The sequence below is a fragment of the Brucella pseudogrignonensis genome (assembly GCF_032190615.1).
In the GTDB taxonomy this organism is placed as follows: Bacteria; Pseudomonadota; Alphaproteobacteria; order Rhizobiales; family Rhizobiaceae; genus Brucella; species Brucella pseudogrignonensis_B.
Genome location: NZ_JAVLAT010000004.1, coordinates 118,149 through 142,715, shown reverse-complemented (window position 1 = coordinate 142,715; position 24,567 = coordinate 118,149). Strand labels below are relative to the sequence as shown.

Below are 24,567 nucleotides of genomic sequence, written 5' to 3'. Positions count from 1 at the left end.
GAGATTGCCGATTAACGGTCGAATTATTGTTGTTTGTTCTGATAATTTAGCAAAGCATTTCGCAATGTTTCATAGCATCTGTCGGCAGTTTTCGAGCGTGGCCGATATCTGCTTCGAATAAGGTAATAGCGAGCCGGATCAATATCTTTTAGCAATAGACTGTCGCCTCGAAGGGCATCGCCTGTTAACGCGGCCATGGCACCCCTCGTAATGTTGTCGACTATTGCAACGCTCTCATTTTGTACGGCAAAACAGGCCATCGCAAAAAACGTTGAGAATTCTATTTTAGGCGTGCCCAGCTTGGTGCGTACTTGTCTTGTCGCACGATTTTCTTCGTACAACATGCAGATATCCTGCCCCGCTAAATCCTTTGTTACAATTTCTGATTTTTGCGTTGAGATTAAACCGCGCTTGAAGAACGCATAAACCGGAATTTCAAAAGCCTGCACCTCATAAAGTGGCGAATTCATTGAAATTTCGGCAGTCCCTTCATCAGATATGGCAATATCATGCCGCTGATTCTCCATTTCAGAAACAATCGCGGCCGAGTTACCGGTCATCAATCGCATCTGTTGCCCTTTACGTGCGAATGATGCGATTGCTGTTGGAACAAGATGGTTACCGACATTGCTTGATGAAATTATCGAGATACGCGGCACTTCTATCTGTGCCAAACGGCCAAACCTATGGCGAATATCATTCAGCTGATCCATAACGGGACTGATCTGTTGAAAAAGGACAGCAGCTTCGGCGCGTGGCGTAATTCTTCCAGCATGCCGATCAAAAAGAGCAGTTGCCAAAAACTCTTCAAGAGTTGCAATGGTCATACTAACGGCAGGCTGTGTTCTACCGAGGTTTTTAGCAGCTTTGGAGATACTTCCAGTTAACATGACCTGGTAAAAGGCTTCGATCTGATGATATTTCATTTCGCGTTTCCCTGCCGTACTTCCAAAACATAGAATGCCAGCATTATCGGATGCTGGCATTCTACTGCTTAATCAATCCACTGCATCAGCCCCTAAAGCCGCAAGAGCAGCTCGCGCGACATCGATATCTTGTTCCCCAGTACCCGAGCCAATGCCGATTGCACCTGCAAGCTTACCGTCAAACTTGATCGGCAATCCGCCCGGCAGGTTAATTATACCACCATTTGTGGCAATACCTGCTGAAACGGCAAAATCTGCAGGCATACCACCTGTCCTATTTCGTATTGAAGCAGCAGTGCGTGCCTTGGACCGTGCCGTTTGCATACTTAGATATTTTGCCCCATCCATTCGGAATGAGACTATTGTTTCACCGCTTGGATCAACAATGCATATGCACTGTGGAACATTGATCTCTTCAGCCTTAGCAACCGCTGCTGACAGCGCCTTAAATGCACCGGAATGAGATAGTACTACGATATTGATATAGGGATCTGACACAGTTTACTCCTCGTTGTATTAGTAACCTAAAGACGCATCCACACGATTATGGAGTGATAAACCCAGCTGATCGCGTAAAATGTTAGCTGCGAATAAATCAAGACAGCGATCAACATATCCCTCGACCTCATCGCATGAAATATGTGGGAATATTAAAAGATTAGGAACATCCCAAAGTCCACTGTCCGCCGAAAGTGGTTCATTTTCAAACACGTCCAACGCCGCACCGGATAGATGGCCGTTTTCGAGCGCGCGAGATAAAGCCATTTCATCCAAAACGGCCCCGCGTCCAATGTTAAATAAAGTTGCCCCCCTTTTAAGAAGTTGAATTTCATTTCTGCCGATCAGCCCCTTCGTTTCAGGAGTCAATGGACAGCTAATGACGAGGCAATCTGCTAATGGTAAGACTTCAGCAAGTCTCGAGACAGGGAAAGTCTTATCAGAAATGTCATCGGAGCGCCCACTTCGGGTGACAGATACAATCGTCGTTCGAAGCGCTTTAAGCCTTGCGCCAATTGCTCGTCCTAATGCACCAAAACCAACAAACACGACTGTCTGCTTTGACACTCCTTTTGAAAGCTGATTATCCCAGAAATGGTTCCTTTGATTTCGAATATGTCGTGGAATTCCTTCCAACAACATCAGGACCGTCATCAATCCAAATGCACCACCTTTTTCTGCATGAACACCACTGCTGTTAGTCAATACTGCTCCCTTTGGAAGCCAATCCATGGGCATGTATTTTTCAACACCTGCGCTCGTGCAATGCACAATCCTAACTGACGTAGCAACACGGCCAATACGTTGCGTATCAAAACCTGAGCCTACAAAGTAATGGGCTGTTGAGAGAGCCTCAATGTCTGGGTTGGATTTGGAGCAGCAGTGTATTCTGGCGTTTGTCGCATTATCGCCCAACGCATTGCGAACCGCTTCTTCCGATATGAAATAGGGAGAAGTCTCTTCTAACGAATTTTCGATATAGACAATAAAATCATGCATCTTCAATCCTTTAGCAATTTTCTAACTTACAAAGCAAAACACGTGCCAACGGGAAAAATCTTTTTTCAAAAAGGGGATTGTCGAATATAGCTATATGTGTCTAACCTAATAGCGTTCAAAAGCTGTTCAGGAGAGATGGCATCACGCCACGCCGAAGGAGCAACCCCCCAGGAAACTCTCAGGCAAAAAAGACTGCGCAGTTGAACAATCTGGAGAGAGGCACGGAAGTGCCCACCGAAGGGGACCCATATTGGGGAAAGCTCTCAGGTAAGAAAGACAGATTGGGGGCTACGGGACTGGCAAACGTCCCAGACCAACTGTCGGAGAGAATCTTGCACCACATTGCAGTTTTAGGCGCTGGGATTACTGGCGTCACCACGGCTTATGCATTGTCGAAACGGGGATACGATGTCACTGTGTTTGACAGGCACCGTTATCCAGCGATGGAAACTTCCTTTGCAAACGGTGGCCAGCTTTCTGCGAGCAATGCCGAAGTTTGGAATCACTGGTCGACGGTGTTCAAAGGCATCAAATGGATGCTCAAGAAAGACGCGCCTCTACTAATGAACCCATCGCCTAATTGGCATAAATACTCATGGATGGGTGAGTTTATGAAGTTTATTGGCGGCTATCAATCTAATACCGTTGAAACGACGCGTCTAGCTATTGCAGCACGTAAATACATGTTCGAAATTGCGGATAAAGAAAACATCAATTTTGACTTAGAAAAGCGTGGCATTCTACATGTTTATTACGATAAGCAAAGTTTTGAGCATGCCAAGAAGGTTAACAGTCTTCTGATTCAAGGTGGGTTAGACCGCCACTCCGTTAATGAATCTGAAATTAAGCAAATAGAACCATCATTGGTTGGAGATTTTTATGGTGGCTTTTTTACGCCTTCTGATTCAACTGGAGATATTCATAAATTTACACGAGGGCTCGCAGAAGCTTGTATTCGTAGAGGTGTGAAATTTATCTTTGACGCGGACGTAGAGCGAATTGATGCCAGAGATAGCATTGAGCTTCTCTGGAAAGAGAGCGGGAAGATTGGAACTGCAAATAACTCAATTAAAGCAGATGGACTTGTGGTTTGCGCTGGCGTGGCGAGTAGAACCTTCGCATCCATGCTGGGTGATCGCGTAAACATCTATCCTGTCAAAGGTTATTCGATAACAGTTCACCTCGACGACGAGACTAGTCAGCATGGTGCACCGTGGGTAAGTCTGCTGGATGATCGCGCAAAGATTGTTACCAGTAGGCTCGGCCATGATCGTTTCCGCGTTGCTGGGACAGCGGAATTCAATGGGGAAAACAAAGACATTCGGCATGATCGAATTAAGCCTCTTGTTGATTGGGTGCGTTTGTTGTTCCCAGACATCTCAACTTCGAGAGTAACCCCCTGGGCGGGCTTACGTCCGATGATGCCCAACATGCTACCACGCATAAAAGCTGGATCTAGACCCGGCATTTTTTACAACACGGGCCACGGGCATCTCGGCTGGACATTATCGGCAGCGACGGCAGAACTTGTTTCGGAGCTGATAGCGCAATCTCCGAAACTTCAGCGGCGGGATGCCGCTTAATCCACCCTCTACGGAAGCCGGATTTATCCGGCTTCTTTTTTGTCTCAAAGCCACCCAAATCTCAATCGTTTGTCTCAAGCATGAGACTCGCAAAGCTTATTGAGACAGTGCACTTCGACCTATAACATATTGGTTTTTCTATCAATTTTCAACTGGCACGGACCTTGCTTCGATATTAATGAGGATCGGAAAAGGCCGATCTGGTAAAAAGAGGAGACTCCAAATGGACCTCGGTCTATTTATGATGCCGCTTCACGATCAGCGGCGCAATTTCACGGAATTGCTTAAACAGGACCGCGAAGCGGTTATCCTCGCAGATCGCTTGAATTTTGCTGAGGTTTGGGTTGGTGAACACATCAGTTGTTCGTGTGAACCAATCTCGGATCCATTGCAGTTTTTTGCATCACTCATTCATGCGACTAAACAGATCAAGTTCGCAACGGGTGTGCTTAACCTGCCACAACACCATCCTGCTCGCCTAGCTGGTGAGATCGCACAGTTCGATCATCTTTCAGAGGGCCGATTTATCATGGGTGTAGGTCCAGGCGGCCTCGTCACTGATATGGAATTATTTGGAACCAGTGAAAAAAATCGAGCTGAGATGACGACGGAGTCTATCCGTATCATGCACGAGATTTGGTCACAGGACCCTCCCTATAATATTAAAGGCAAATACTGGGACGTAGTGATCGAGAAAAACCTGATCCCAAGCCTTGGCTTTGGTCCGATGCTCAAGCCATACCAGAAGCCATTCCCAGAATTGGCAATCTCAGTGATGAGCCCGAACTCAAGTTCTGCGCGCCAAGCAGGCGAGAATGGGTGGAGTATCGTTTCAGCAAACTTCACACCAGTCGCAAATGTGAAGACACATTGGGAACAGTATCTAATCGGTTGCGAAAAGGCAGGCCGTCGACCAGATCGCAATAAGTGGCGAATTGCACGTTCCTTACTCGTTACTGACAGTGACGATCAAGCAGCGGATTACTTAGCAGAGGAAAATTCTTCATATCGATGGTACTATGAATACATCGTTGAAGATATGGCTGCCTTCAAGATGCTCGGGGTTCTGAAGCCATCAATGAATACTTTGGATAGTGATATCACGGTTCAGAATTGCCTCGATTGGATGGTACTCTCAGGATCCCCAAAAACTGTTCTCGATAAGCTTATTGCTTTCGTCGATGAAGTTGGCGGACCTTTTGGTTCACTTATGATGACCCAAAAAGATTGGGATCGCCCTGCAGTACATAAACGTTCGATGGAACTGCTTTCGACCGATGTAATGCCCAAACTTCGTCAGCATGTAAGCACGCTCGCTGCAGCGGAGTAGATAAATACTATGTCATGCGGGGAAACCCGCGTGACCAAACACAATAAAATACTCGAGGGAAAAGCACACATTACATTCCAAATTGGGAGCCTTTCGATGAAAAATGAGCCGACGAGTAACAATAACAATGAATCAGCACGTACTACCGATCTCCTTGATCAAATTGTACTTGGGCGCAGAAGTTTTCTGTTAGGGACAGCTGCTATTACGGCAGGAGCAACGTTGGGAGCATGGGTTCCAAACGCACGGGCTGCCATTGGCGGTAATCTTGAAGTGATGGCTTGGGAAGGCTATACGCTGGAGCCAGAAACCGCAGACTGGCGTAAAGCTAATAACGTCACTATGCGTGCGGCCATTATGAGTAATCAGGACGACGTCACCGCCAAAATAGTGGGTAATAACGCGGTAAGACTAGATTTGGCGGAGTACTCTAATGGATACAACGCTATTTATGATGAACTCGGCGTTCTCACAGAAATAGACACTTCAAAACTACCGAATTACAATAAAGATGACATTTATCCGCCCTTCTACGAAGGTGACATGTGGTTTTGGGATGGTAAGAACTACGCAATTCCCTGGGTTTGGGGATTAGACACGATTGTTGTTAATCCTGAACTGACGGGCTTTGAAGTCAAAAGCTACAAAGATTTACTGCGTCCAGAATTAACTGGAAAACTCGCGTTTCTCGACAATCCACTCACCGTGTGGCCACAGATTGCAAAAGTTACAGGTTACGGCGAGAAGTTCCCTAATCTTACCAAGGATGAACTGAAAGATTGTTTCGAAAAACTGAAGCCTTATCGTGACCAAACGAAAGTCTTTGCGTCATCAAACGGTGATGTAATTTCACTGTTTGCTTCTGGAGAAATTGCAGCGTGTTTCTGCGTCTGGAGTGCTGTTCCACTAGAAACTTCTAAACAAAATGTGAAAACTGTCGCAGTTTATCCAAAAGAAGGTGGAGCTGTTTGGGCAGATGCTTGGTTCATTCCCAAAACGGCTGTTAACATTGACACAGCCACTGCCTTTATTAATGAAGCTCTTGATCCGGAAATCCAAGCGTCTGTTTGTAAAACCGCTGTTGCATCGACGGTTTCCAAAAAGGCTCCGGCCTTAATGGATTCCGAAACCAAAGCGCTTTTTGATTATGAGCATTTTGATGAGCAGTTCAAAACGCTAAAGATTTACGGTCAACCGCCACGTACGTCAGATGAATTTGCAACATACGATGATTGGCTGCAGGTTTGGGCCGATTTCCGTGCCGGTTTCTAATGGTAACGGCCAGCGAGCTAAAAGGCTCGCTGGCCGCTTTTGTTTCGCACTTATTGAAATAATCTAAGTATCACGGGATGTACGCTCATGGCGACTGCCGCCGAATACGTTGACAAGAATAACACACAAGCTTCGGGAAGAACTTCTTTCAAGCTGCCGAACGGGTTTGGACTAGCTAGTCTTCCTTTTGCATTTCTAGTTATCTTCTTCATCATACCTGTCATTCTCTTGTTCGTGACAAGCTTTTTTACGGCTCGATCGTTTGTAATTCAGCCCATCTGGAATGTGGAGAACTATGTACGAATCCTGTCAGCCCCAGGTTTCTGGCAAGCGACTTGGGTTGGGATGAAGAATGGCTTCTATACGGCATCACTCTCTTTAGCCCTGAGCTTCCCAGTCGCTTACTATTTAGTCTACAGGACCCGTAGCAACCTTATAATGTATTTGGTATTACTCTCGTGGTTCTCTAGCTACTTAGTACGTGTATACGCTTGGCGGACAATACTTGGTACAAACGGTGTGATCAACTCAATGCTCATGAGCACGGGCATAATTAATCAACCCCTTGAAGTAATACTTTTTAGTCCGTTCGCAACGGTGCTTACACTGATCCACATCATGTTACCTTTTTCTCTGTTGATCCTCGTCGCATCGCTTCGTGACGTAAAGCAGGATTATTTAGATGCCGCCCGAGACTTGGGTGCGTCAAAAACAGGTGTGTTTACAAAGGTCATTTTGCCGATGTGCTATAAGGGCATCGTCGGCTCTTTCATGTTCACATTCATCCTTGCTGCAGGGGATTATATTACGCCTCAGCTGCTTGGTGGGCGCGACGGGGTGACGAGTGGTCTCCTAATAGCTAACCAGTTTCGCAGTGCGGGTAACTGGCCATTAGGTTCAGCGATGGCATTCGTTTTGATGGGCGCGTTCATCATTGTGTACATTCTGTTCACATTTACACTTCGCATTCTCAAGCTTGCGCCAGGTCGGCGCTACCATCGGTGATCGCCATGTTAAGAGCTTATCTGACAGCATATTTATTTTTCTTGTTCACGCCAATTCTGATCATCATTCTGTTCAGCTTTCATAGCAGTCCGGCTTTGACTTTCCCAATCGAGGGGCTGAGCCTAAGATGGTATGAAGCGCTTTTATCGCGCCCTGATTTTGTTGCTTCTCTTTGGAACAGCCTTAAGGTTGGCTTCTTCACCGCGATAACAACAACTATTTTAGGCACATTGGCAGCGTTGGCGCTGATACGTCTGAAAGATAGATACAAAAAGACATTCGAGTGGATGAATTTCGCGCCAATTGGCTTGCCTGGCTTGTTTATTGGCATCGCTCTCGTGACGCTTTTCGCTCAAGTGGGTCTTCCTCGGACACTACTCACAGTGACAATAGCTCATGTATTGTGCACTTTGCCGTTTTTCGTTGAAACTATGCGGTCTCGCATCAACTACTTTGATCACTCTTTAGAGGAGGCCGCGCGCGATCTCGGTGCAACGCAGCTTCAAACTTTTCGCTTTGTGACAATACCAATTCTCGCACCAACAATAGCAGGTGCAGCGATACTGGCATTTGCGCTTTCGTTCGACGAATTCATCGTCACCGTCTTTGTCAGCGGAAACGATACAACTCTTCCGCTCTACATCTGGTCAATGATGCGAAGAACCGTAGATCCGTCCATCAACGCGGCCAGCGTCATAGCATTGGCGCTATCAATAGCTGTTCTTGCCGCAGGTGGATTAATTCTTTGGCTGCAAAGAAAACGAGCGATGGCATCGCGAGATTCAGAAGCATAAGGAGATCAAAAATGTCACAGAATATAGTAGGACTTAGCAACATCACTAAATCCTTTGGCGCATTTGTTGCACTCGATAACATAAATCTGCACGTAAAGCAGGGCGAAATCCTCACACTACTTGGCCCCAGTGGTTGCGGCAAATCCACTTTAATGCGCATTATCGCGGGCTTCGAAATGCCGACCCGGGGTGAAGTGTTAATTTCGGGTCAGACAGTTACTAAAACTCCTCCAGAGAAACGACCAGTTAATATGGTCTTCCAGCGTTATGCGCTGTTTCCTCATTTGGATGTTTTTGACAATGTTGCATTTGGTCTTCGCCTTAAAGGCTTACCAAAGGCGGAGGTTAACGATCAAGTTTCTGCCATGCTGAATTTGGTACAACTACAGGAATTCTCCAACCGCTGGATTGGTGAGATCAGCGGTGGGCAAGCTCAGCGCGTTGCACTTGCTCGAGCCTTGGTTAACAAACCTTCGGTTCTTCTACTCGATGAACCCCTTGCAGCTTTAGATCTGAAAATTCGCCACCTTATGCTGGAAGAACTTAAGCGTATTCATACCGAAACAGGCACGACCTTTGTTTACGTGACCCACGATCAAGATGAAGCGATGATACTCTCTGATCGCGTCGTGCTTATGAACAAGGGCACTATCGAGCAAATTGGTACACCCGATGAAATGTATGGATCACCCAAAACGCTTTTCTGCGCAAAGTTCTTTGGCGAAACCAACCTGCTGGATGGCAAAGTGAGAGCTTCCGACAGCAATGGTGCGTTGCTCGACCTATCGGTGGGAGCAGCCAGCGTTGGGACTCCAGACCTACCATCTGGTGCACCAGTGCACGTTTCAATTCGTCCCGAAGCAATCACTATCGCTAAAGCTGATGACAATAACGAGGCCGTAAATCGTCTTTCAGGTGAAGTGGAAGATGTCGTCTTTGTCGGAAGTCGGGTCGTTTACAAAGTTCGTCATCAGAGTGGCACAACTCTGAAATGTCAGGAAGCCCGCGCCGCAGCAGGGATACGCTTCGGTGTCGGCAGCCCCGTTTCGTTAAGTTGGGATCCTGCTTCTGTAGTCGTCTTGGCAAGCTAACATTTTTTGGGGAATATTGCATGTACGATTACATTATCGTAGGCGGCGGGTCCGCTGGATGCACCATCGCATCGAGGTTGAGTGAAGATGGATCGAGTAAGGTTTTATTGCTGGAACAGGGCAGCCGGGATTGGAGCCCATATATCCATTTGCCCGTAACTTATTACAAAACGTCGAAAAGCGACATGTTAACCCGCTATCGGCTTGAACCTCAGGCACATCAAGGCGGGATAACACCTGAATTTGTTCAGGGTCGCGTGTTAGGTGGTGGTAGCTCTGTGAATGCAATGGTCTACATGCGCGGCATCCCTCAAGACTACGATCAGTGGGAGGCTGATGGGTGCCACGGATGGGCCTACAAGGACGTTCTTCCCTATTTCAAGAAAGCGGAAAGTAACGAACGCTTTGCTGGTGAAACACATGGAACAGAAGGACCTCTCAGTGTTTCTGATCAGCGACATACTCATTATCTTACAAAAGCCTGGGTTAGAGCAGCACAAGAGATGGGGATAAACTTCAATCCTGACTTCAATTCAGGCCAGCAGGCAGGTGTGGGATTTTATCAGGTAACGATGAAGGATGGTCTACGTTGTAGTGCTTCGGCTGCTTATTTGCGCCCAGCCAAGAAGCGCAAGAACCTTTCCATTCAGACAAAAACAAAAGCACTGCGAATACTTATCGAAAATAATCGAGCGGTGGGGGTGGAATACGAGCACAATGGACAGATTTTGAAAGTCTCGGCGGCTCAGGAAGTTATTATCTGTTCTGGAGCAATTGGATCACCCCACCTGCTCATGCTATCAGGAATTGGCCCCGCCGATCATCTTCGTGAAATTGGCGTAGATGTGAAGCACGATCTTCCAGGTGTTGGTCAAAATCTCCAGGATCACTTCGATATGTTCCTGATCTATGAGTTAACCGGACCCCACAGCTATGACAAATATAAGAAGCTACGCTGGCAGGCTTGGGCAGGTTTGCAATACGCATTGTTCCGAAATGGACCCGTGACTTCGAACGTCTGCGAGGGCGGTCTTTGTTGGTATGGCGCTGAGGACGATAAGCTACCAACGTTGCAGTATCACTTCCTCCCTGGCGCAGGTGTAGAAGAAGGGTCGGACTCAACACCGAGCGGCAATGGTTGCACCACGAACGTTTATCAATCACGACCCAAATCAAGGGGGTACGTCAAACTAAAGAGTAGCGATCCGAACGTATTTCCGATTGTTGATCCTCGATATTGCGCTGAAGAGTACGATGTTGAGTGTTTGGCGGAAGGTGTCCGTATTGGTCAGGAAATACTTCGTCAACGCAGTCTTTCAAAGTATGTCGGTGCTCCCTACCGTCCGGGTGAAATACTCAAAACTAAAGCTGAACGCATGAACTTCGTACGCGCGACAGGACAAGGTGCACTGCACCCGTCAGGCGCATGCAAAATGGGCACCGACGAGATGGCAGTCGTCGACCCACTGCTCCGAGTTAGAGGTATTGATGGTCTGCGCGTTGCGGATACATCGACCTTCCCTCGTGTTCCCTCTGGTAACCTGAACGCTCCAGCTATCATGTTGGGCGAACGTGCTGCCGAATTCATCCTTGGAATTAAGATATAGGCGGCCTAACGGTCGGAGTACCCTAATGAAATTGCTTTCCGCCGTTCCTTCCAATATTGCCTCCGAGTTCTCATGGTGGCAACAGGACATTCGCTCAAGCTCTGAAGTCTCTAATTATCGCACTCTTCACGGATCAGTGAGCGTCGATGTTGCAATCATCGGCGGAGGCTTCACAGGCATGTGGACTGCTCTCATACTAAAAGAACGTCAACCTCATCTCCGCGTCGCAGTTTTAGACGCATTTAGATGCGGCGACGGAGCAAGCTCCAGAAATGGCGGCAATGTACATGGATACTGGGGGGCCTTACCCACGCTATTGCCAATGTTTGGTGCGAACAAGGCCCTTGAAGCCGCGCATCTTGGGACGCTAGCGCAACGCCGCTTAAGTCAATTTGCTTCAAATAAAGATCGAGATGTTTGGTGGGAAGAAAAAGGCTATATCCGCGTCTCGACCTCAGCGGCTCAAAGTAAAAAGATTGATGAGTTAATTGCTGTTGCAAATAGTTTGGGCGTATCAACAACACTTACACGCCTTTCGCAAGCCGAAACGAACGCACTCTGCCAATCGGAAATGTTCCAGGAGAGTCTCCTATTCGAAGAAGGAGCTACAGTTCATCCAGCGCGTCTCGCAAATCATTTAAGAGCTGCAATTGCCGATGCAGGTGTGTTAGTTTTCGAGGATACGCCTGTCATTGCGATTAACAAGGGACAGACCTGCCGTGTTCAGACAGGATCAGGTGAGGTAATTGCTCGAGATGTAGTCTTGGCGACGTATACCGGGACGATGGACATTAATGCTGTGTCTCGTTCGACGTCACTATTTTCAAGCTTTCCTGTGATGTCAGCTGCAAATCCTGAAGAACTTGAAAAGAGAAATTACACCATCGCGCGAGGACTAGCGGACCTCCGAATGTTCACCCATTACTTCCGAAGAACACGCGACGGACGTATTCTGATGGGTTCAGGCTCGGGACCATTGGAAAAAGGAAATGCACACCTCTCACCTAAGCTCAGAAATGACCCTTCGAGTGTTCAGAGGGCTGAAGTAGGTCTCAAAAGGTTCTTCCCTAACATGAGCGGAGGCATTGCCGCCCGTTGGGGCTTCCCCATCGAAGTAACGGCTGATCGGTTACCGTTCTTTGGTACTTTACCGGGAACTAGAATTCATTATGGGTCTGGCTATTCGGGTCATGGCGTCAACGCGACAGTGCTTGCTGGCGAATGCATCTCATCGCTAATACTCAATGAAAACGACAAATGGTCTAATTCAGTATTTTGCCATCGGCAACGTCTTACTTTCCCACCTGAACCCTTTAGGTACATCGGCGGGCTTATGGTCCGAGATTCAATTGTACGCTGCGAAGATGCAGAGGATGCGGGACTACCTCAACCAGCTTTAGCGCGAGCCATAGCTAACCTACCTCGTATCATTGGTATGCGCGTAGGCACCCGTTAGCGGGTGCCTAAACTTATTCCATATTGTTTAAGTTTGCGATAAAAAGTCGCTCGGCTAATGCCAAGTGCGTCTATGCAAGCAATTGCATCTCCGTTGTGTGTCTCAATTGCGGAAAGAATAGCTTCACGCTCTGCCAAATTGATAGCTGCTTTTTTTGACGACGAAGCAATAGCAACAACATTCCTTCTTGCGGCTATTCGCTCGGAAACCTTCAACTCTTCGAGAGGAGGACTAGCTATTTTTACCGATGGCGAGAGCATCAGATCATCTGGCTTTATAATTTTACCTTCAGCCAACTTGACAGCTCGTGTAAGTACATTTCTTAGCTCTCTGATATTTCCTGTCCATTCATGCTGCGTCAATAACCGCATTGCCTCGGCAGAGATGCTGAGATCCTCACCATCTGCAATGTGCAACATTACATTGGCAATTATCGTTTCAAGGTCTTCTCTTTCTCTCAGAGAGGGCAATACGACGACGGCCCCTGCTAATCGATAATATAAATCTTGTCTAAATGTACCTGCATTAACCTTGGCCTGTAAATCTTGGTGGGTCGCAGCAACAATCTGTACATCGACCGTACGCATTTTTCCCGAACCAAGAGGGGTAACCTCCTGCGTTTCAAGAAAACGAAGAAGCCGTGTTTGGAGCTGCAAAGGCATGTCACCAATTTCATCAAGAAACAAAGTCCCCTTGTCAGCCTCAACGATACGGCCAGAGTTGCCATCCTTGCTAGCGCCAGTAAATGCGCCGCTACTATAACCAAACAATTCACTGTCGATTAATGTTTCGGGCACTGCAGAGCAATTAAAGGCAACGAACGGTCCGACAGCTCTTTCACTTTCATAGTGAAGAGCCCGTGTTAGCGTATCTTTCCCGACACCAGTCTCACCGAGCAATAGAATATGCAGACCACTGCCAAACACCTTTTTCAAAACAGCGACGTTACGTTTCATCTGACTATCGTCGCCGCAGCACTCTGATAAAGTCGTTATACGCTTCCCAATGTTAGCAGTTGAACTCCGAACTGCGGATGGCTTTATGCTTCCAACTGGAGTAATGGACAGAGGGCGCTTCAATACGACCTCTACAACATTTGAAATTCCCAGTTGCCTTAATTCTTTCAGGCTATCACAAAGAGTATCCACTGGTGGGTTTCCACGAATTTTCTCGAAAATTGCCCATATTGTTCGACTACCAATTGTGGAATCTTGAAGCTTAAAAAGGCTTCGGGCTGTTCTCGTAGCTCCGACGATGCGGAAATCACTATCGATAGCAAAAATTGCAGGTGTACGTTCTTCTGTACGTACCATCAGTGTATAGTTCCTCTTAAAACATGTTCGGAAATAAGCTGTTTCCAACCGGTCAGCGGTTGCCTGAGCTACACCGAAAACTACCCGATGTGCTAATTGCGGCAGTCCGGGGTTACAGGTGGACAAGTTAACAACTCCGAGAACATCACCATTGGGCCCAAAGAAAGGTGCCGAAGCGCAAGCTTGCCCTGTAAGCTCTGCGTAAAAATGGTCAGAGAGGTAAACTGCTGTAGATGATAAGCGGGACAAAGCCATTCCGATGCCATTTGTACCGCCGACTTCCTCGGTCCACACCGCGCCAACCCTGTCCGTGCTGCAATAGAAGGCAGAATCTTTGCTACGCCGTTCAGAAATAATAACGCCGTTGCGATTGGCCAAATGTGCACTATACCCACCACCTTCAATCATCGATAATGTGGCTTCGAGTTCTTTTGTCGCTAAGGCAACGTCCTCGTCGAATGATTCAAATTCTACCCTAAGTTCGCGGGAAGTCAGATCTACCAATTGAGGTCGCGATGGATCAAGTTTGAAGTCGTTTAAACATCGCGCCCAAGATTCCGTCCTCCACGAGGAGGCAGACTTATCTGCTCCCTCTAAAACAGCTCTTTCTATAAGACGGTAGTGATCGTCTACATCAAGCATTACCGTGTTCCCTTATATTTTTTAGACATTAACGGATCAAAACTGAGACAAGTCAAGACAATCGCTCAGACGAATGAAGTCTCATTTTTGAGACAAAATTGAGAATTTTGGCGTTTAATGAGATTGCATAGCTAAAAGGTTTTTCAGATCAGTATTTTAGCGAATTGGCACGATGATTGCTTTTCCTAAGTCGTGCATAGAATGCTTCGATAAAGGAGATTTCCATGAGCTATCCGAATACCCGGCTTTACATCGGCGGCCAGTGGCATGATGCCGAAAAGGGGTTGTCGATTGACGTTATTAATCCTGTCAACGGAGAGGTGATCGGAAAGGTTGCTCATGCCTCTAGATCAGATCTCGAATATGCTGTCGAGTCAGCAGTTTCAGGCTTCGAAACATGGAGCCGTACCTCGGCATTTGATAGATATAAAATCATTCGCAAAGCGGCTTCTTTGTTGCGAGAGCGCATTGAAGATGCTGCACGCCTCCTGACAACTGATGAGGGTAAGCCGCTTGCTGAATCGAGATTGGAGGTTAATTCTTGTGCAGACTTGCTAGACTGGTTCGCAGAAGAAGGCCGTCGTACCTATGGCAGGGTCATCCCCTCTCGCTCGACAAATGTTCAGCAGTTCTCAATAAAAGATCCGGTGGGTCCGGCCGTCGGTTTCACTCCTTGGAATTTTCCGATGAGCCAGATAGTGCGAAAGCTCGGTCCAGCAATCGCTGCGGGTTGTTCGATTATTATCAAGGGTCCGGAGGAAGCCCCCGCCTCTCCTGCTCTATTATTCCAGTGTTTGCATGACGCAGGCATTCCAAATGGCGTCGTCAATCTGGTGTTCGGCACACCTTCCGAAGTAAGCGAATTCCTGATTCCACATCCCGCTATACGCAAAGTTTCGTTCACAGGTTCGATTGGAGTTGGCAAGCAACTCGCCTCTCTTGCCGGTCTTCATATGAAGCGTGTGACGATGGAGTTAGGAGGCCATGCACCCGTTATTGTTGCAGAAGATGCCAACATCAATGCTGCTACAACCGCACTGGTGGCTTCTAAGTTCAGAAATGCTGGACAGGTCTGTATCTCTCCGACGCGTTTTCTGATTCATTCGAAAATTCATGATCAATTTGTCGAGAGTTTCGTAGCAAAAACGAAGTCCCTTAAAGTGGGAGACGGGCTCGCTGATGGCACACAGATGGGGCCGCTGATTAACGAGAGACGTCGTGCAGCAGTAGAGGCCCTAATGGAAGATGCCACCGCAAATGGCGCAGAGATTGCCACAGGTGGCCATCGCATCGGCAACAACGGATACTTCTTTGAACCGACTGTTCTAATGGGTGTAACTTCCGAAATGCGGGCAATGAATGAAGAACCGTTCGGTCCTGTAGCGCTCGTAAAAGCCTACGACGATCTGGATGAAGCGATTGAGGAAGCTGGACGATTACCGTTTGGCCTTGGTTCGTACGCATGGACAACAAGTAGCTCTACTGCACGACGCCTTGCCCAAGGTGTGCAGGCAGGCATGTTGACGATTAACCATATAGGCTTGGGTTTGCCGGAAACTCCATATGGCGGCGTTAGAGATTCTGGATATGGCTATGAAGGCGGCAGTGAAGCACTCGAAGCCTATGTGAACACGCGTTTCATTACTCACGATAGCATGTGAGAGAAGGAGGATATAGATGATCCGACCGGAAGACTTTAGAGAAGCAATGCAGCGTTTTGCTGGACCCGTGACGACGATCACAACCATTGAAAACGGCATCCCTACTGGCCTAATGGCGACGGCTGTTTGCAGCTTATCAGCATCGCCGCCCTCGCTAATAGTATGCATAAACAAGACTGCTTCCGCTCATGACACAATTTTGCGTCAGGGATTTCTTGGTGTTTCCGTTCTACCTGACACAATGTTGCCCTACGCGGATCATTTTGCGCGCGCTAAAGGTGTAGATCGATTTGAGGGAGCGCTTTGGAGCTTTCAGGAAACTGGAGCCCCTCTCTTAGCAGGGTCAACCGTAGCATTTGATTGCCGCATTGTTACAACCCATGACGGATTCAGCCACACCATCGTTGTGGCAATAATTCATGATATTTTGCTGCCGAACGTCGACGCAGATCGATGCCTTTTATGGCATCGGCAAGGATTTGTGAGTCTGGCAGGAAAACAAGCCGCTGAAAAAGCATAGGAGATACCAATGTCATTTTCTTCAATTGAAGTTGCCATCAAGGCAATAGCGAATGGTGAAATGGTTATCGTGGTAGACGATGAGAACCGCGAAAATGAAGGGGATATCGTCATTGCTGGTGATGCTGTGACGGCTCAGAGCGTCGCCTTTATGATGAAATATGCACGAGGGCTCATATGCGTATCACTTCAAGGTGAGCGTCTTGATGAACTCGCTATTCCGCTAATGGTAAGCAGAAACTCAGAATCCATGCAAACCGCTTTCACTGTTTCGGTGGACTTAATGAAGGGAATATCGACCGGTATTTCAGCATCAGATCGTGCTAAAACCATCCGTGCTCTGGTCGATCCATTGTCTAAGCCAAGCGACTTTGCCCGACCAGGGCACATTTTTCCTCTTCGAGCAAATCCACTGGGCGTTTTAGGTCGCCCCGGGCATACGGAAGCGGCCGTTGACTTGGCACGATTGGCTGGACATTCTGCATGCGGAGTAATTTGTGAAATCGCAAACGATGACGGAACTATGTCCAGACTTCCCCAATTGATCGAATTTGCATCACATCATAAATTGCATTTAATTACGATTGAAGCACTGATTGAATATCGTTTAAGATTGGATTTGAGAGACAAGATCTCTGCGCAGAATGTTAAATGTGCAGAGCGAATATTTGAAACTCAATAATTGGTTGTGTAAGTATATACACTGCTCAATGCGTGGCTGCAGATGCGCAGTCGGCCGCGACGCCACGGACATCCCTTCCGCATCGACGGTCACCGCGGGCGGGATGACGCCAGCCGCATCTCTGCTGACAGCTTCGGCCAACGTTTGTCGCAAGGATCGGATGCCCTCTGCCGACAAGGCCCAGTCTGGTGTCTGGCCAGCAATTCGCCGGCGAGTACGAAGGGCGTCGCGGGCGACTGTTAATTCATGGGTTGGTGCGCGAATATCTCTGACATCGTTGTATAGGACGAGGTCCTCGAAATGAACGAGTTCGCTGTCGATCCACAGCGAAGGGCAGGCATCGGCGAATTGGGGCGCTTGATGAAGCCGGGTCCGACCAACGAACGGGCAGCACGCTCGTCGAGACGCGTCAGCCCGAAGCCGGCGCGAAACGCAGACTCCAAAAGAGTAATAGGAGCAAGTTGAGTGGCGAATTTGTGTTTTTGATTCAAAATCAAGAACATCCGCATTGCATCAACAGAAGGAAAATTGCGCATTAAGATGCATTTTAATGCACCTTTGATCAAAATTATTTCGATCGATAAAGCTGACGCATATCGCGCAGCTGTTATGCTCGATCACGAGTTCAACGGTTTCATCCTTCGAAATCTGTAATATGGTTCTTGTCATCCCGTAATTCACTCTTGATCCAATCCTTAAAAGCCGTCAACGGCCAGTACTCTGCGCGCTCACTAAGCCAAGCCAAGTAATAAATTCCCTTCTCCTGTAACTTCATATCCAAAGGAGCGATCAACTCACCGGATGCTAATTCTTCACGGATCATGAACTCCGGTACCAGTGCAACGCCTAATCCAGCAACAGTCGATCGGATGATTGTTTCGAATTGATCAAAGAGCATTCCATGTAATGAAATGAACGGAACATCATTGGAAAGCATCCAAAGCTCCCAAGCGTTCGGACGTGAGATCAAGTGAATTAGAGGTGCGAACTTAATGTCCTCGGCACAAGAAATCGGATATTTTGATAAACATTCAGGACTACAAACCGGAATGACAGTTTCACGCTTTAAAAAAGCGAATTCCATAGCTTCCACGTCTGGCTTTCCAAAGTCAATTATCCCATCGACTTGATATGTAGAAAGATCGACTTCATTGCATTTAGTGATGATACTGATGCTTATGCTTGGGTGGCTTTCATTAAAAGAAAGCAGTCTTGGCGCAAGCCATCGACAGCTGAATGTCGGCAAAACAGCCAGACGCAAGCTACCTCCGGCAGGATTAGCTCGAAGGTTTAAAGAAGCATTGCTAATACGACGTAGAGCTTCACGCACATCACGTGCATACCCTTCTCCGCCAACTGTTAACTTAATTGTTTGGCGTTCGCGATGAAATAACTCGACGCCAATTTGCTCTTCGAGGGCTTTGATCTGGCGACTTACTGCACTTTGGGTTAAATCAAGTTCTCTTGCTGCAGCAGTGATACTGCCTGTGCGCGCAGCAGCTTCAAACGCGTTCAGTAACGGAAGCGATGGTAGGAAACGCCGCGGCACCTGCATCTTCAAACCGTCCTAGCGCTAAAGCCATTTTGGAAAAATATCGATTTACGTTCCGGCTAGCTTTGGGTCCATTTTGTTTAGGAGGTCAAAGATCCCTGCTTCGTCGCAAACACCGTTCGTCCACCCTTGAGAGCGCTAATGAAAAGCGGCTCCCACGATCTTATGTGTTTTGATAAGAGCTTGCCAACCTCAGAGGCTTTACCCGCACAAGCCAATTCCGCAATTTTATAATGCTCCGGAACCGAGGCCTTCTGACGTTTATAACCCTCATCTGAAACATCGCCATAAAAGCGCATGCGATCTCTCAAAGAAAAAATAGTTTCCGTAAGGATATCGTTGCCTGCGGCCTTGGTAAGCTCGAGGTGAAATTCACGATCCGATATCAAATAAGCTCTAAAATTCTCCCGTTCAACTGCTGTTGCGATATCATCTGCAATCTTTTTCAGATGCGATATATCGCAATCTTGTCGGGATGCGACAATTTTTGCAGCGTGCACTTCCAATACTTCACGCATTTCAAAGATATTTTTAGTCTCGCTTAGTGAGGGCGCTGTTACTCTAAAACCACGATTTCGATGCGGTTCCAAAAGGCCCAGCCGAACCAGTTCTAACAGGGCTTCACGCACAGGCGTCGTTGAAGTGCCGAGAGTCTCTGCAATGCTCGGGACCGAGTACATGCTTCCCGGTAACGCGTGACCTGCAATGATCTCACTGCGTATCTGCTGAAAGACATGTTCGCGTAGATTAATCTCTTGATCTGCCATCCAGGCCTTTTCCCCACCCAAATCCAACACGCCAGCAAATCAACGTAGAAAGCATTATTTGCTAGACCGCTGTTTGATACAAGTAACAACAATTTGCCGCAACGGTTTATCAGGGGGAGCGGTGAAAGCCCCTCCCCCGAACAGTTAGTTTGTTACGAGCGGGCACTTGCTTTCGGAAATGGGTAAGAAAATATCATCGCCTTTAATAGTCGCAATGATCTCCTCGTAATCCCATGGTTTTTTGGATTCGGCAGGCGATTTCACTTTGACCAAATACATATCGTGCACCATGCGACCATCTTCGCGAACTATGCCGTTCTCTGCGAAGAAATCCTGTACCGGGAGCTCCCGCATTTTCGCTGAAACTGCCTTCGCCTCATCCGAACCCGCCGCTTTCACAGCCTTTAGGTAATGCATTACGCTGGAATAAACGCCAGCTTGGATGCTGGTAGGCATTTTTCCACCGTTGCGCTCACCAAACCGCTTAGCAAAGGCTCGGGTATCATCGGTGCGATCCCAGTAAAACCCATCAATAAAGGATATGCCTTGTGCCTGATCCAGCCCCATGGCATGGATGTCGGTCAGGAACATTACAGGAGCAGTGATCGTCTGCCCTCCAGCTACCACACCGAACTCGTTGGCTTGCTTCACAAGTGTCGACAAGTCGCGTCCCGATCCTGCAACCAAGATAGCATCAGCCCCCGATGCCTGGGCGGGAAGCAAGAAGGCGCTAAAGTCGGGCGCATTAAGTGGGTGACGCACTGAACCGACCACGGTACCCCCGCCTTCTTCCACGGCTTTCTTAGCAATGGCCTCCAGAGAGTGCCCGAAGGCAAAATCGGACACAATGAAGTACCAGCTCTTTTTGCCCTGTTCCAAGAGGGCCTTCACCGGCCCGACACCGTTGGAGTAGTTATCATAAACCCAATGAAAACCTGTGGGCGAGCACTTAGCTCCAGTAAGCTCTGTCGTTCCTGGAGATGTGAAAATCGCCACTCTATTGGCTTCTTTGGCAATGTCTTGGACGGCAAGCGCAATTGCGCTGTTGGTCAGATCGACGAACACATCGACTTTCTCGTTATCGATCCATCGATGAGCAATCCCCGTCCCAACGTCTGCCTTCATCTGATGATCAGCACTTATAAGTTCGATAGGTCTATCTAATACTGACTTACCAAAATCCTCAATTGCCATTTGTGCAGCAATCACCGAGCCGTTTCCGTTCATATCAGAATAAACCCCTGACATATCGGTTAGAACCCCAACCTTAACGACATCGTCGCTTATGCCCGCAGCCTGTGCCGGAAAACTGCCTAAGCCAATACCTGCAACAGCTGCTAGTGCGAGGCGCGTCCGAGAGTATCTTTTTTCATTGCCCATTTTTAGCTACCTTTTGGTTAGCATTGAGGTTTGTATCATACGTACTAAACGTCTTGCGCCGCCTCTCCCCGAACTGGCAGATCCCTTTTGTTTGGGTTCTTCACCTTACGGGCAGAAACCCATGAGATTAGTTCTCCAACGATCCCTCGGCGGAAAAGAAGAATGCAGCAAACAAATACAGCGCCGTGAATGACGGTGACCCAAGCTCCTAGCGAGGCGAGATAATTTTGCATGGCCACCACAATAAAAGAGCCTACGACCGGCCCGTAGAGCGTACCAACGCCTCCGAGAAACGTCATGAGGATTACTTCACCCGACATTGTCCAATGTACGTCGGTGAGGCTCGCGATTTGTGTAACGATGACTTTTGTCGACCCAGCTAATCCTGACAAAGCTGCGGAAATCACAAATGCCGCCAATTTGTATCGTTCGGTCGCAAATCCTAACGACTGGGCTCTTGGCTCATGTTCACGAATAGCTTTGAGAACCTGGCCGAAAGGTGAGCGAACGAGCCCGGAAAGGAACAGGAAGCCGCTTAAAAATATCACGAGTACGAAGGTATAGAGCACTGTTGGATCGCTCAGGTCGAAAAGTCCAAAAAGCAATCCACGCGGAACGCTTTGAATCCCATCTTCTCCTCCAGTCTGAGGTAATTGCAGCGCCAGAAAGTAAATCATCTGCGCAAGAGCGAGTGAAATCATCGCGAAGTAAACGCCACTTGACCGAGTGCAGAGCCAACCCGCCGCGAGCCCTAGTATTGCTGCTGTGAAAGTTCCGGCAAGGATTGCCAATTCCGGCGAGAACCCCCACGTTTTCGCAGCATAAGCGGTCACGTATCCAGCAGTACCTAAGAACATCGCATGTCCAAAAGATACCAGTTTTCCGTAGCCCGCCATAAGATTAAAAGCACAAGCGAATAAACCATATGTCATGGCTTTCATTAGGAATGCCGGATAAACAAATAATGGAGCAATTGCCAAGCATACCGCCATTGTTCCAAACATTGCCCACCTCAAAAGGGGCGTTTCCTTAGCAAAGGTTGGAAGCGCCATGACAGTACCGCTGGTATATGTTTTTGCGCCGAACAGACCTGTGGGCTTCACCAGAAGAACGAGTGCCATCAAAAGGAACACAACTGTTGTCGATGCTTCCGGGTAAAATGCTTTTGTTAAGCCCTCAAGAATCCCTGCTGCAAACCCAGCAACGATGGCTCCCTTAATCGAGCCCAATCCGCCGATAACAACCACAGCGAAAATGACGATTAAGATGTCAGCTCCCATAGTTGGATTTACTTGGAGAATGGGAGCAGCTAGAACTCCTGCAAATGCTGCCAATGCCGCGCCAGCACCATACACGAGCATTATCATCAATGGCACTTTAATACCGAAAGCCTGCACAAGTTCTGGATTCTCAGTCGCTGCACGCAGATACGAACCCAACTTTGTTTTCTCGATCGTGAACCAAGTCACTAAGCAGATTCCAAGTGACGCAACGATAACCCATGCTCGGTAATAGGGTAGGAACATAAAACCAAGATTTACTCCGCCCGACAAAGAACTCGGGATCGCGTATGGAAGACCAGATGACCCGAACCAAAAGCGAAACACACCCTGAATTACAAGCGCCATTCCAAATGTGAGAAGCATACCGTAGAGATGATCGATATGACTTACGCGCCTTAGTATGAAGCGCTCCATCAACATACCAAATGCACCCACTATCAAAGGACAGAGTAGGAGTGCCGGCCAATATCCGATCCCCATTGAGTTCAACAAAAGCCAGGCTAATACCGCACCCATCATATACAAAGCGCCATGAGCGAAATTGGCGATGTTCATCATCCCAAAGATAACAGCCAGGCCGAGGCTCAATGTAGCGTAAAAAGCCCCGTTGATAATCCCCAGTAACAACTGACCAAAGAGCAGAGCAGTTGGGATACCGAATATAGTGACCATGCTTAGTTCCTATACATACTGGAGATCAAAGGCCCAGATAACTTTGGATGGAAGGAAGGCGACGCTCGAAGTCCGCCGCAGCGACTTCGTCCACGATTGTACCGGTTTCTACGATATAGTTTCGGTCTGCGAGGGCGTGTGCAAAGCCTACATTTTGCTCGACAAGAAGTATCGTAAATCCCAGTGCCTTAAGTTTTATAATAGTGTTTTCAATCTGCTTGATAATGATCGGTGCCAGACCTTCGGTAGGCTCATCAAGCAGAAGAATCCTTGCACCGGTTCTAAGAATTCTCGCCAAGGCTAACATTTGCTGTTCACCACCGGAGAGTTTTGTACCCGGGCTATCAATCCGTTCGCGTAAATTTGGAAACAGCTGGAGGATATCTTCAACTTCCATTCCGTTTGGCGCTATCTTAGGTGGAAGCATCAAATTTTCGCGCACGCTAAGACTTGAAAAAATTCCTCTATCTTCCGGGCAGAACGCAATACCTTTTCGCGCAATATCATAGGCTTGGGAGGAAATGATTTGCTCATTATTGTATAGTATCGAGCCTTTACGCAACTTCATCAGGCCCATCAAAGATTTCAGCGTCGTGGACTTTCCTGCACCATTGCGTCCTAGCAACGTAACGACCTCTCCTTGCGTAAGCCTAAAATTCATGCCGTGGAGAACCTTGGATTCACCGTACCAAGCTTCAAGCTTGCTCACCGTCAGAACTTCGGCCATCAGTGAGCCCCTCCCGTGTAAGCTGCTATAACATCAGGCCGATTTGAAACTTCCGTATAAGTACCCTCAGCAAGAACCTGACCACGAACCATAACTGTAATTTGGTCAGCGAGGCGGGACACAACCTGCATATTATGTTCAACGAGCAGCACAGTTCTACCTTGTCCAGCCTTACGAATAAGATCAGCGACCCGATCAATGTCTTCTCGCCCTAGCCCGGCCATAGGCTCATCTAGTAATAGAACGTTCGGATCCGCAGCGACCGTGGTCGCAAGTTCAAGAACTCGTTTGCGTCCGTATGAAAGCTGGCCTACATGAACCGCCGCTTCAGCGGAGAAGCCAAATTCTTCGAGAATTTCATCAGATCTTTGAACCAATTGGCGATTGTTTCTAGCTTGCCCTAGCAATCGCCACTCCAAACGATTGCGTCGGAGGAGTGCGAGTTCAATATTTTCACGCACTGTCAGCGCCTGAAAGACAGCAGAAATCTGAAATGAACGAAGCACCCCGCGCCGTGCAATCGCAGACGGCTTAAGCACAGTAACGTCCGTGCCATCGTGCAGTATCCGTCCTTCAGTAGGTTGCAGGAACTTGGTCAAAAGATTGAAAAGCGTAGTCTTTCCTGCTCCGTTCGGACCGATGACAGCTTGAATAGTACCCTTTTTCAGCGTGAAATTTACGTTCTTTACGGCGTAAAATCCGTTGAATGAAATGCTGATATTTTGTGCCTCAAGCACCGCCATGTCGAATCCTCGCTCTGTCCAACCACAGTCAGAAAGTCGATAGTTACGCTTGGCACAGAAACAGT

Annotated in this window: 21 protein-coding genes, 2 pseudogenes and 1 riboswitch; of the genes and pseudogenes, 11 read left to right on the top strand and 12 right to left on the bottom strand. The window is 47.8% G+C overall.

Going from position 1 to position 24,567, the window contains the following annotated elements:
* Positions 1-23 precede the first annotated feature (23 nt).
* The 3 genes from RI570_RS21065 to RI570_RS21055 form a co-directional block, all read right to left on the bottom strand.
* Complete coding sequence (locus RI570_RS21065) at positions 24-926, bottom strand: LysR family transcriptional regulator (RefSeq protein WP_313830799.1); 903 nt, start codon at positions 924-926, stop codon at positions 24-26.
* Positions 927-998: 72 nt separating this feature from the next.
* Positions 999-1,424 carry a heme-binding protein gene (locus RI570_RS21060; protein WP_313830798.1) on the bottom strand — a complete coding sequence of 142 codons (426 nt, stop codon included), beginning with the start codon at positions 1,422-1,424 and terminating at the stop codon, positions 999-1,001.
* Positions 1,425-1,442: 18 nt separating this feature from the next.
* Positions 1,443-2,423, bottom strand: coding sequence for a D-2-hydroxyacid dehydrogenase (locus RI570_RS21055; RefSeq protein ID WP_313830797.1), 981 nt, complete (start codon positions 2,421-2,423; stop codon positions 1,443-1,445).
* A gap of 117 nt (positions 2,424-2,540) precedes the next feature.
* Positions 2,541-2,628, top strand: a riboswitch (glycine riboswitch).
* A gap of 127 nt (positions 2,629-2,755) precedes the next feature.
* Between RI570_RS21055 and RI570_RS21050 the strand changes: the two genes are divergently transcribed.
* The 8 genes from RI570_RS21050 to RI570_RS21015 all read left to right on the top strand — a co-directional run bounded on the left by RI570_RS21050 (position 2,756) and on the right by RI570_RS21015 (position 12,561).
* Positions 2,756-4,006 carry a D-amino acid dehydrogenase gene (locus tag RI570_RS21050; RefSeq protein WP_313830796.1) on the top strand — a complete coding sequence of 417 codons (1,251 nt, stop codon included), beginning with the start codon at positions 2,756-2,758 and terminating at the stop codon, positions 4,004-4,006.
* A 223-nt stretch (positions 4,007-4,229) separates the two neighbouring features.
* Positions 4,230-5,336 carry an LLM class flavin-dependent oxidoreductase gene (locus RI570_RS21045; RefSeq protein ID WP_313830795.1) on the top strand — a complete coding sequence of 369 codons (1,107 nt, stop codon included), beginning with the start codon at positions 4,230-4,232 and terminating at the stop codon, positions 5,334-5,336.
* Positions 5,337-5,366: 30 nt separating this feature from the next.
* On the top strand, positions 5,367-6,608 hold the full coding sequence (locus tag RI570_RS21040) for a PotD/PotF family extracellular solute-binding protein (protein ID WP_313830794.1): 1,242 nt from the start codon (positions 5,367-5,369) through the stop codon (positions 6,606-6,608).
* A gap of 87 nt (positions 6,609-6,695) precedes the next feature.
* Positions 6,696-7,613 (top strand): ABC transporter permease, encoded by a 918-nt coding sequence (locus RI570_RS21035; protein WP_313830793.1) that lies wholly within the window; start codon positions 6,696-6,698, stop codon positions 7,611-7,613.
* Between the two features lie 5 nt (positions 7,614-7,618).
* Complete coding sequence (locus RI570_RS21030) at positions 7,619-8,407, top strand: ABC transporter permease (protein ID WP_313830830.1); 789 nt, start codon at positions 7,619-7,621, stop codon at positions 8,405-8,407.
* 11 nt (positions 8,408-8,418) lie between these two features.
* Positions 8,419-9,498: an ABC transporter ATP-binding protein gene (locus RI570_RS21025; protein WP_313830792.1), complete on the top strand. Its 1,080-nt coding sequence runs from the start codon at positions 8,419-8,421 to the stop codon at positions 9,496-9,498.
* Positions 9,499-9,518: 20 nt separating this feature from the next.
* Positions 9,519-11,105 carry a GMC family oxidoreductase N-terminal domain-containing protein gene (locus RI570_RS21020; RefSeq protein ID WP_313830791.1) on the top strand — a complete coding sequence of 529 codons (1,587 nt, stop codon included), beginning with the start codon at positions 9,519-9,521 and terminating at the stop codon, positions 11,103-11,105.
* Positions 11,106-11,130: 25 nt separating this feature from the next.
* A complete protein-coding gene (locus RI570_RS21015) occupies positions 11,131-12,561 on the top strand; it encodes an FAD-dependent oxidoreductase (RefSeq protein WP_313830790.1) in 1,431 nt (476 codons plus the stop codon).
* On the opposite strand, the gene RI570_RS21010 is transcribed toward RI570_RS21015, so the two are convergent.
* Positions 12,558-14,516 carry a sigma-54-dependent Fis family transcriptional regulator gene (locus RI570_RS21010; protein ID WP_313830789.1) on the bottom strand — a complete coding sequence of 653 codons (1,959 nt, stop codon included), beginning with the start codon at positions 14,514-14,516 and terminating at the stop codon, positions 12,558-12,560. The two genes, RI570_RS21015 and RI570_RS21010, sit on opposite strands and share 4 nt — an antisense overlap.
* A gap of 224 nt (positions 14,517-14,740) precedes the next feature.
* Here RI570_RS21010 and RI570_RS21005 point away from each other — a divergent pair, with 224 nt between their 5' ends.
* From RI570_RS21005 to ribB, 3 genes are read left to right on the top strand one after another with little or no spacing between them, the layout of a single operon-like run.
* On the top strand, positions 14,741-16,177 hold the full coding sequence (locus RI570_RS21005) for an NAD-dependent succinate-semialdehyde dehydrogenase (protein WP_313830788.1): 1,437 nt from the start codon (positions 14,741-14,743) through the stop codon (positions 16,175-16,177).
* A 16-nt stretch (positions 16,178-16,193) separates the two neighbouring features.
* On the top strand, positions 16,194-16,697 hold the full coding sequence (locus tag RI570_RS21000) for a flavin reductase family protein (RefSeq protein WP_313830787.1): 504 nt from the start codon (positions 16,194-16,196) through the stop codon (positions 16,695-16,697).
* Between the two features lie 9 nt (positions 16,698-16,706).
* Positions 16,707-17,378: a 3,4-dihydroxy-2-butanone-4-phosphate synthase gene (ribB, locus tag RI570_RS20995; RefSeq protein ID WP_313830786.1), complete on the top strand. Its 672-nt coding sequence runs from the start codon at positions 16,707-16,709 to the stop codon at positions 17,376-17,378.
* Positions 17,379-17,450: 72 nt separating this feature from the next.
* Here the strand turns inward: ribB and RI570_RS20990 are convergent.
* From RI570_RS20990 to RI570_RS20955, 8 genes and pseudogenes are all read right to left on the bottom strand, one after another.
* A pseudogene (locus RI570_RS20990) lies at positions 17,451-17,881 on the bottom strand (hypothetical protein); the annotation flags it as partial.
* 131 nt (positions 17,882-18,012) lie between these two features.
* Positions 18,013-18,933, bottom strand: coding sequence for a LysR substrate-binding domain-containing protein (locus tag RI570_RS20985; RefSeq protein WP_313830785.1), 921 nt, complete (start codon positions 18,931-18,933; stop codon positions 18,013-18,015).
* Between the two features lie 77 nt (positions 18,934-19,010).
* Entirely contained in the window at positions 19,011-19,697 is a 687-nt protein-coding gene (locus tag RI570_RS20980; protein WP_313830784.1) for a GntR family transcriptional regulator, read from the bottom strand.
* Between the two features lie 144 nt (positions 19,698-19,841).
* Positions 19,842-21,077 (bottom strand): ABC transporter substrate-binding protein, encoded by a 1,236-nt coding sequence (locus RI570_RS20975; protein WP_313830783.1) that lies wholly within the window; start codon positions 21,075-21,077, stop codon positions 19,842-19,844.
* Between the two features lie 44 nt (positions 21,078-21,121).
* The gene (locus RI570_RS20970; RefSeq protein ID WP_313830829.1) at positions 21,122-22,018 is read right to left on the bottom strand and encodes a branched-chain amino acid ABC transporter permease; all 897 of its coding nucleotides are present in this window, start codon (positions 22,016-22,018) and stop codon (positions 21,122-21,124) included.
* A gap of 138 nt (positions 22,019-22,156) precedes the next feature.
* Positions 22,157-23,032, bottom strand: a pseudogene (locus tag RI570_RS20965) (branched-chain amino acid ABC transporter permease); the annotation flags it as partial.
* A gap of 25 nt (positions 23,033-23,057) precedes the next feature.
* Positions 23,058-23,759: an ABC transporter ATP-binding protein gene (locus RI570_RS20960; RefSeq protein ID WP_313830782.1), complete on the bottom strand. Its 702-nt coding sequence runs from the start codon at positions 23,757-23,759 to the stop codon at positions 23,058-23,060.
* Positions 23,759-24,502: an ABC transporter ATP-binding protein gene (locus RI570_RS20955; protein WP_313830781.1), complete on the bottom strand. Its 744-nt coding sequence runs from the start codon at positions 24,500-24,502 to the stop codon at positions 23,759-23,761. The genes RI570_RS20960 and RI570_RS20955 overlap by 1 nt, the downstream gene beginning before the upstream one ends.
* Positions 24,503-24,567 lie beyond the last annotated feature (65 nt).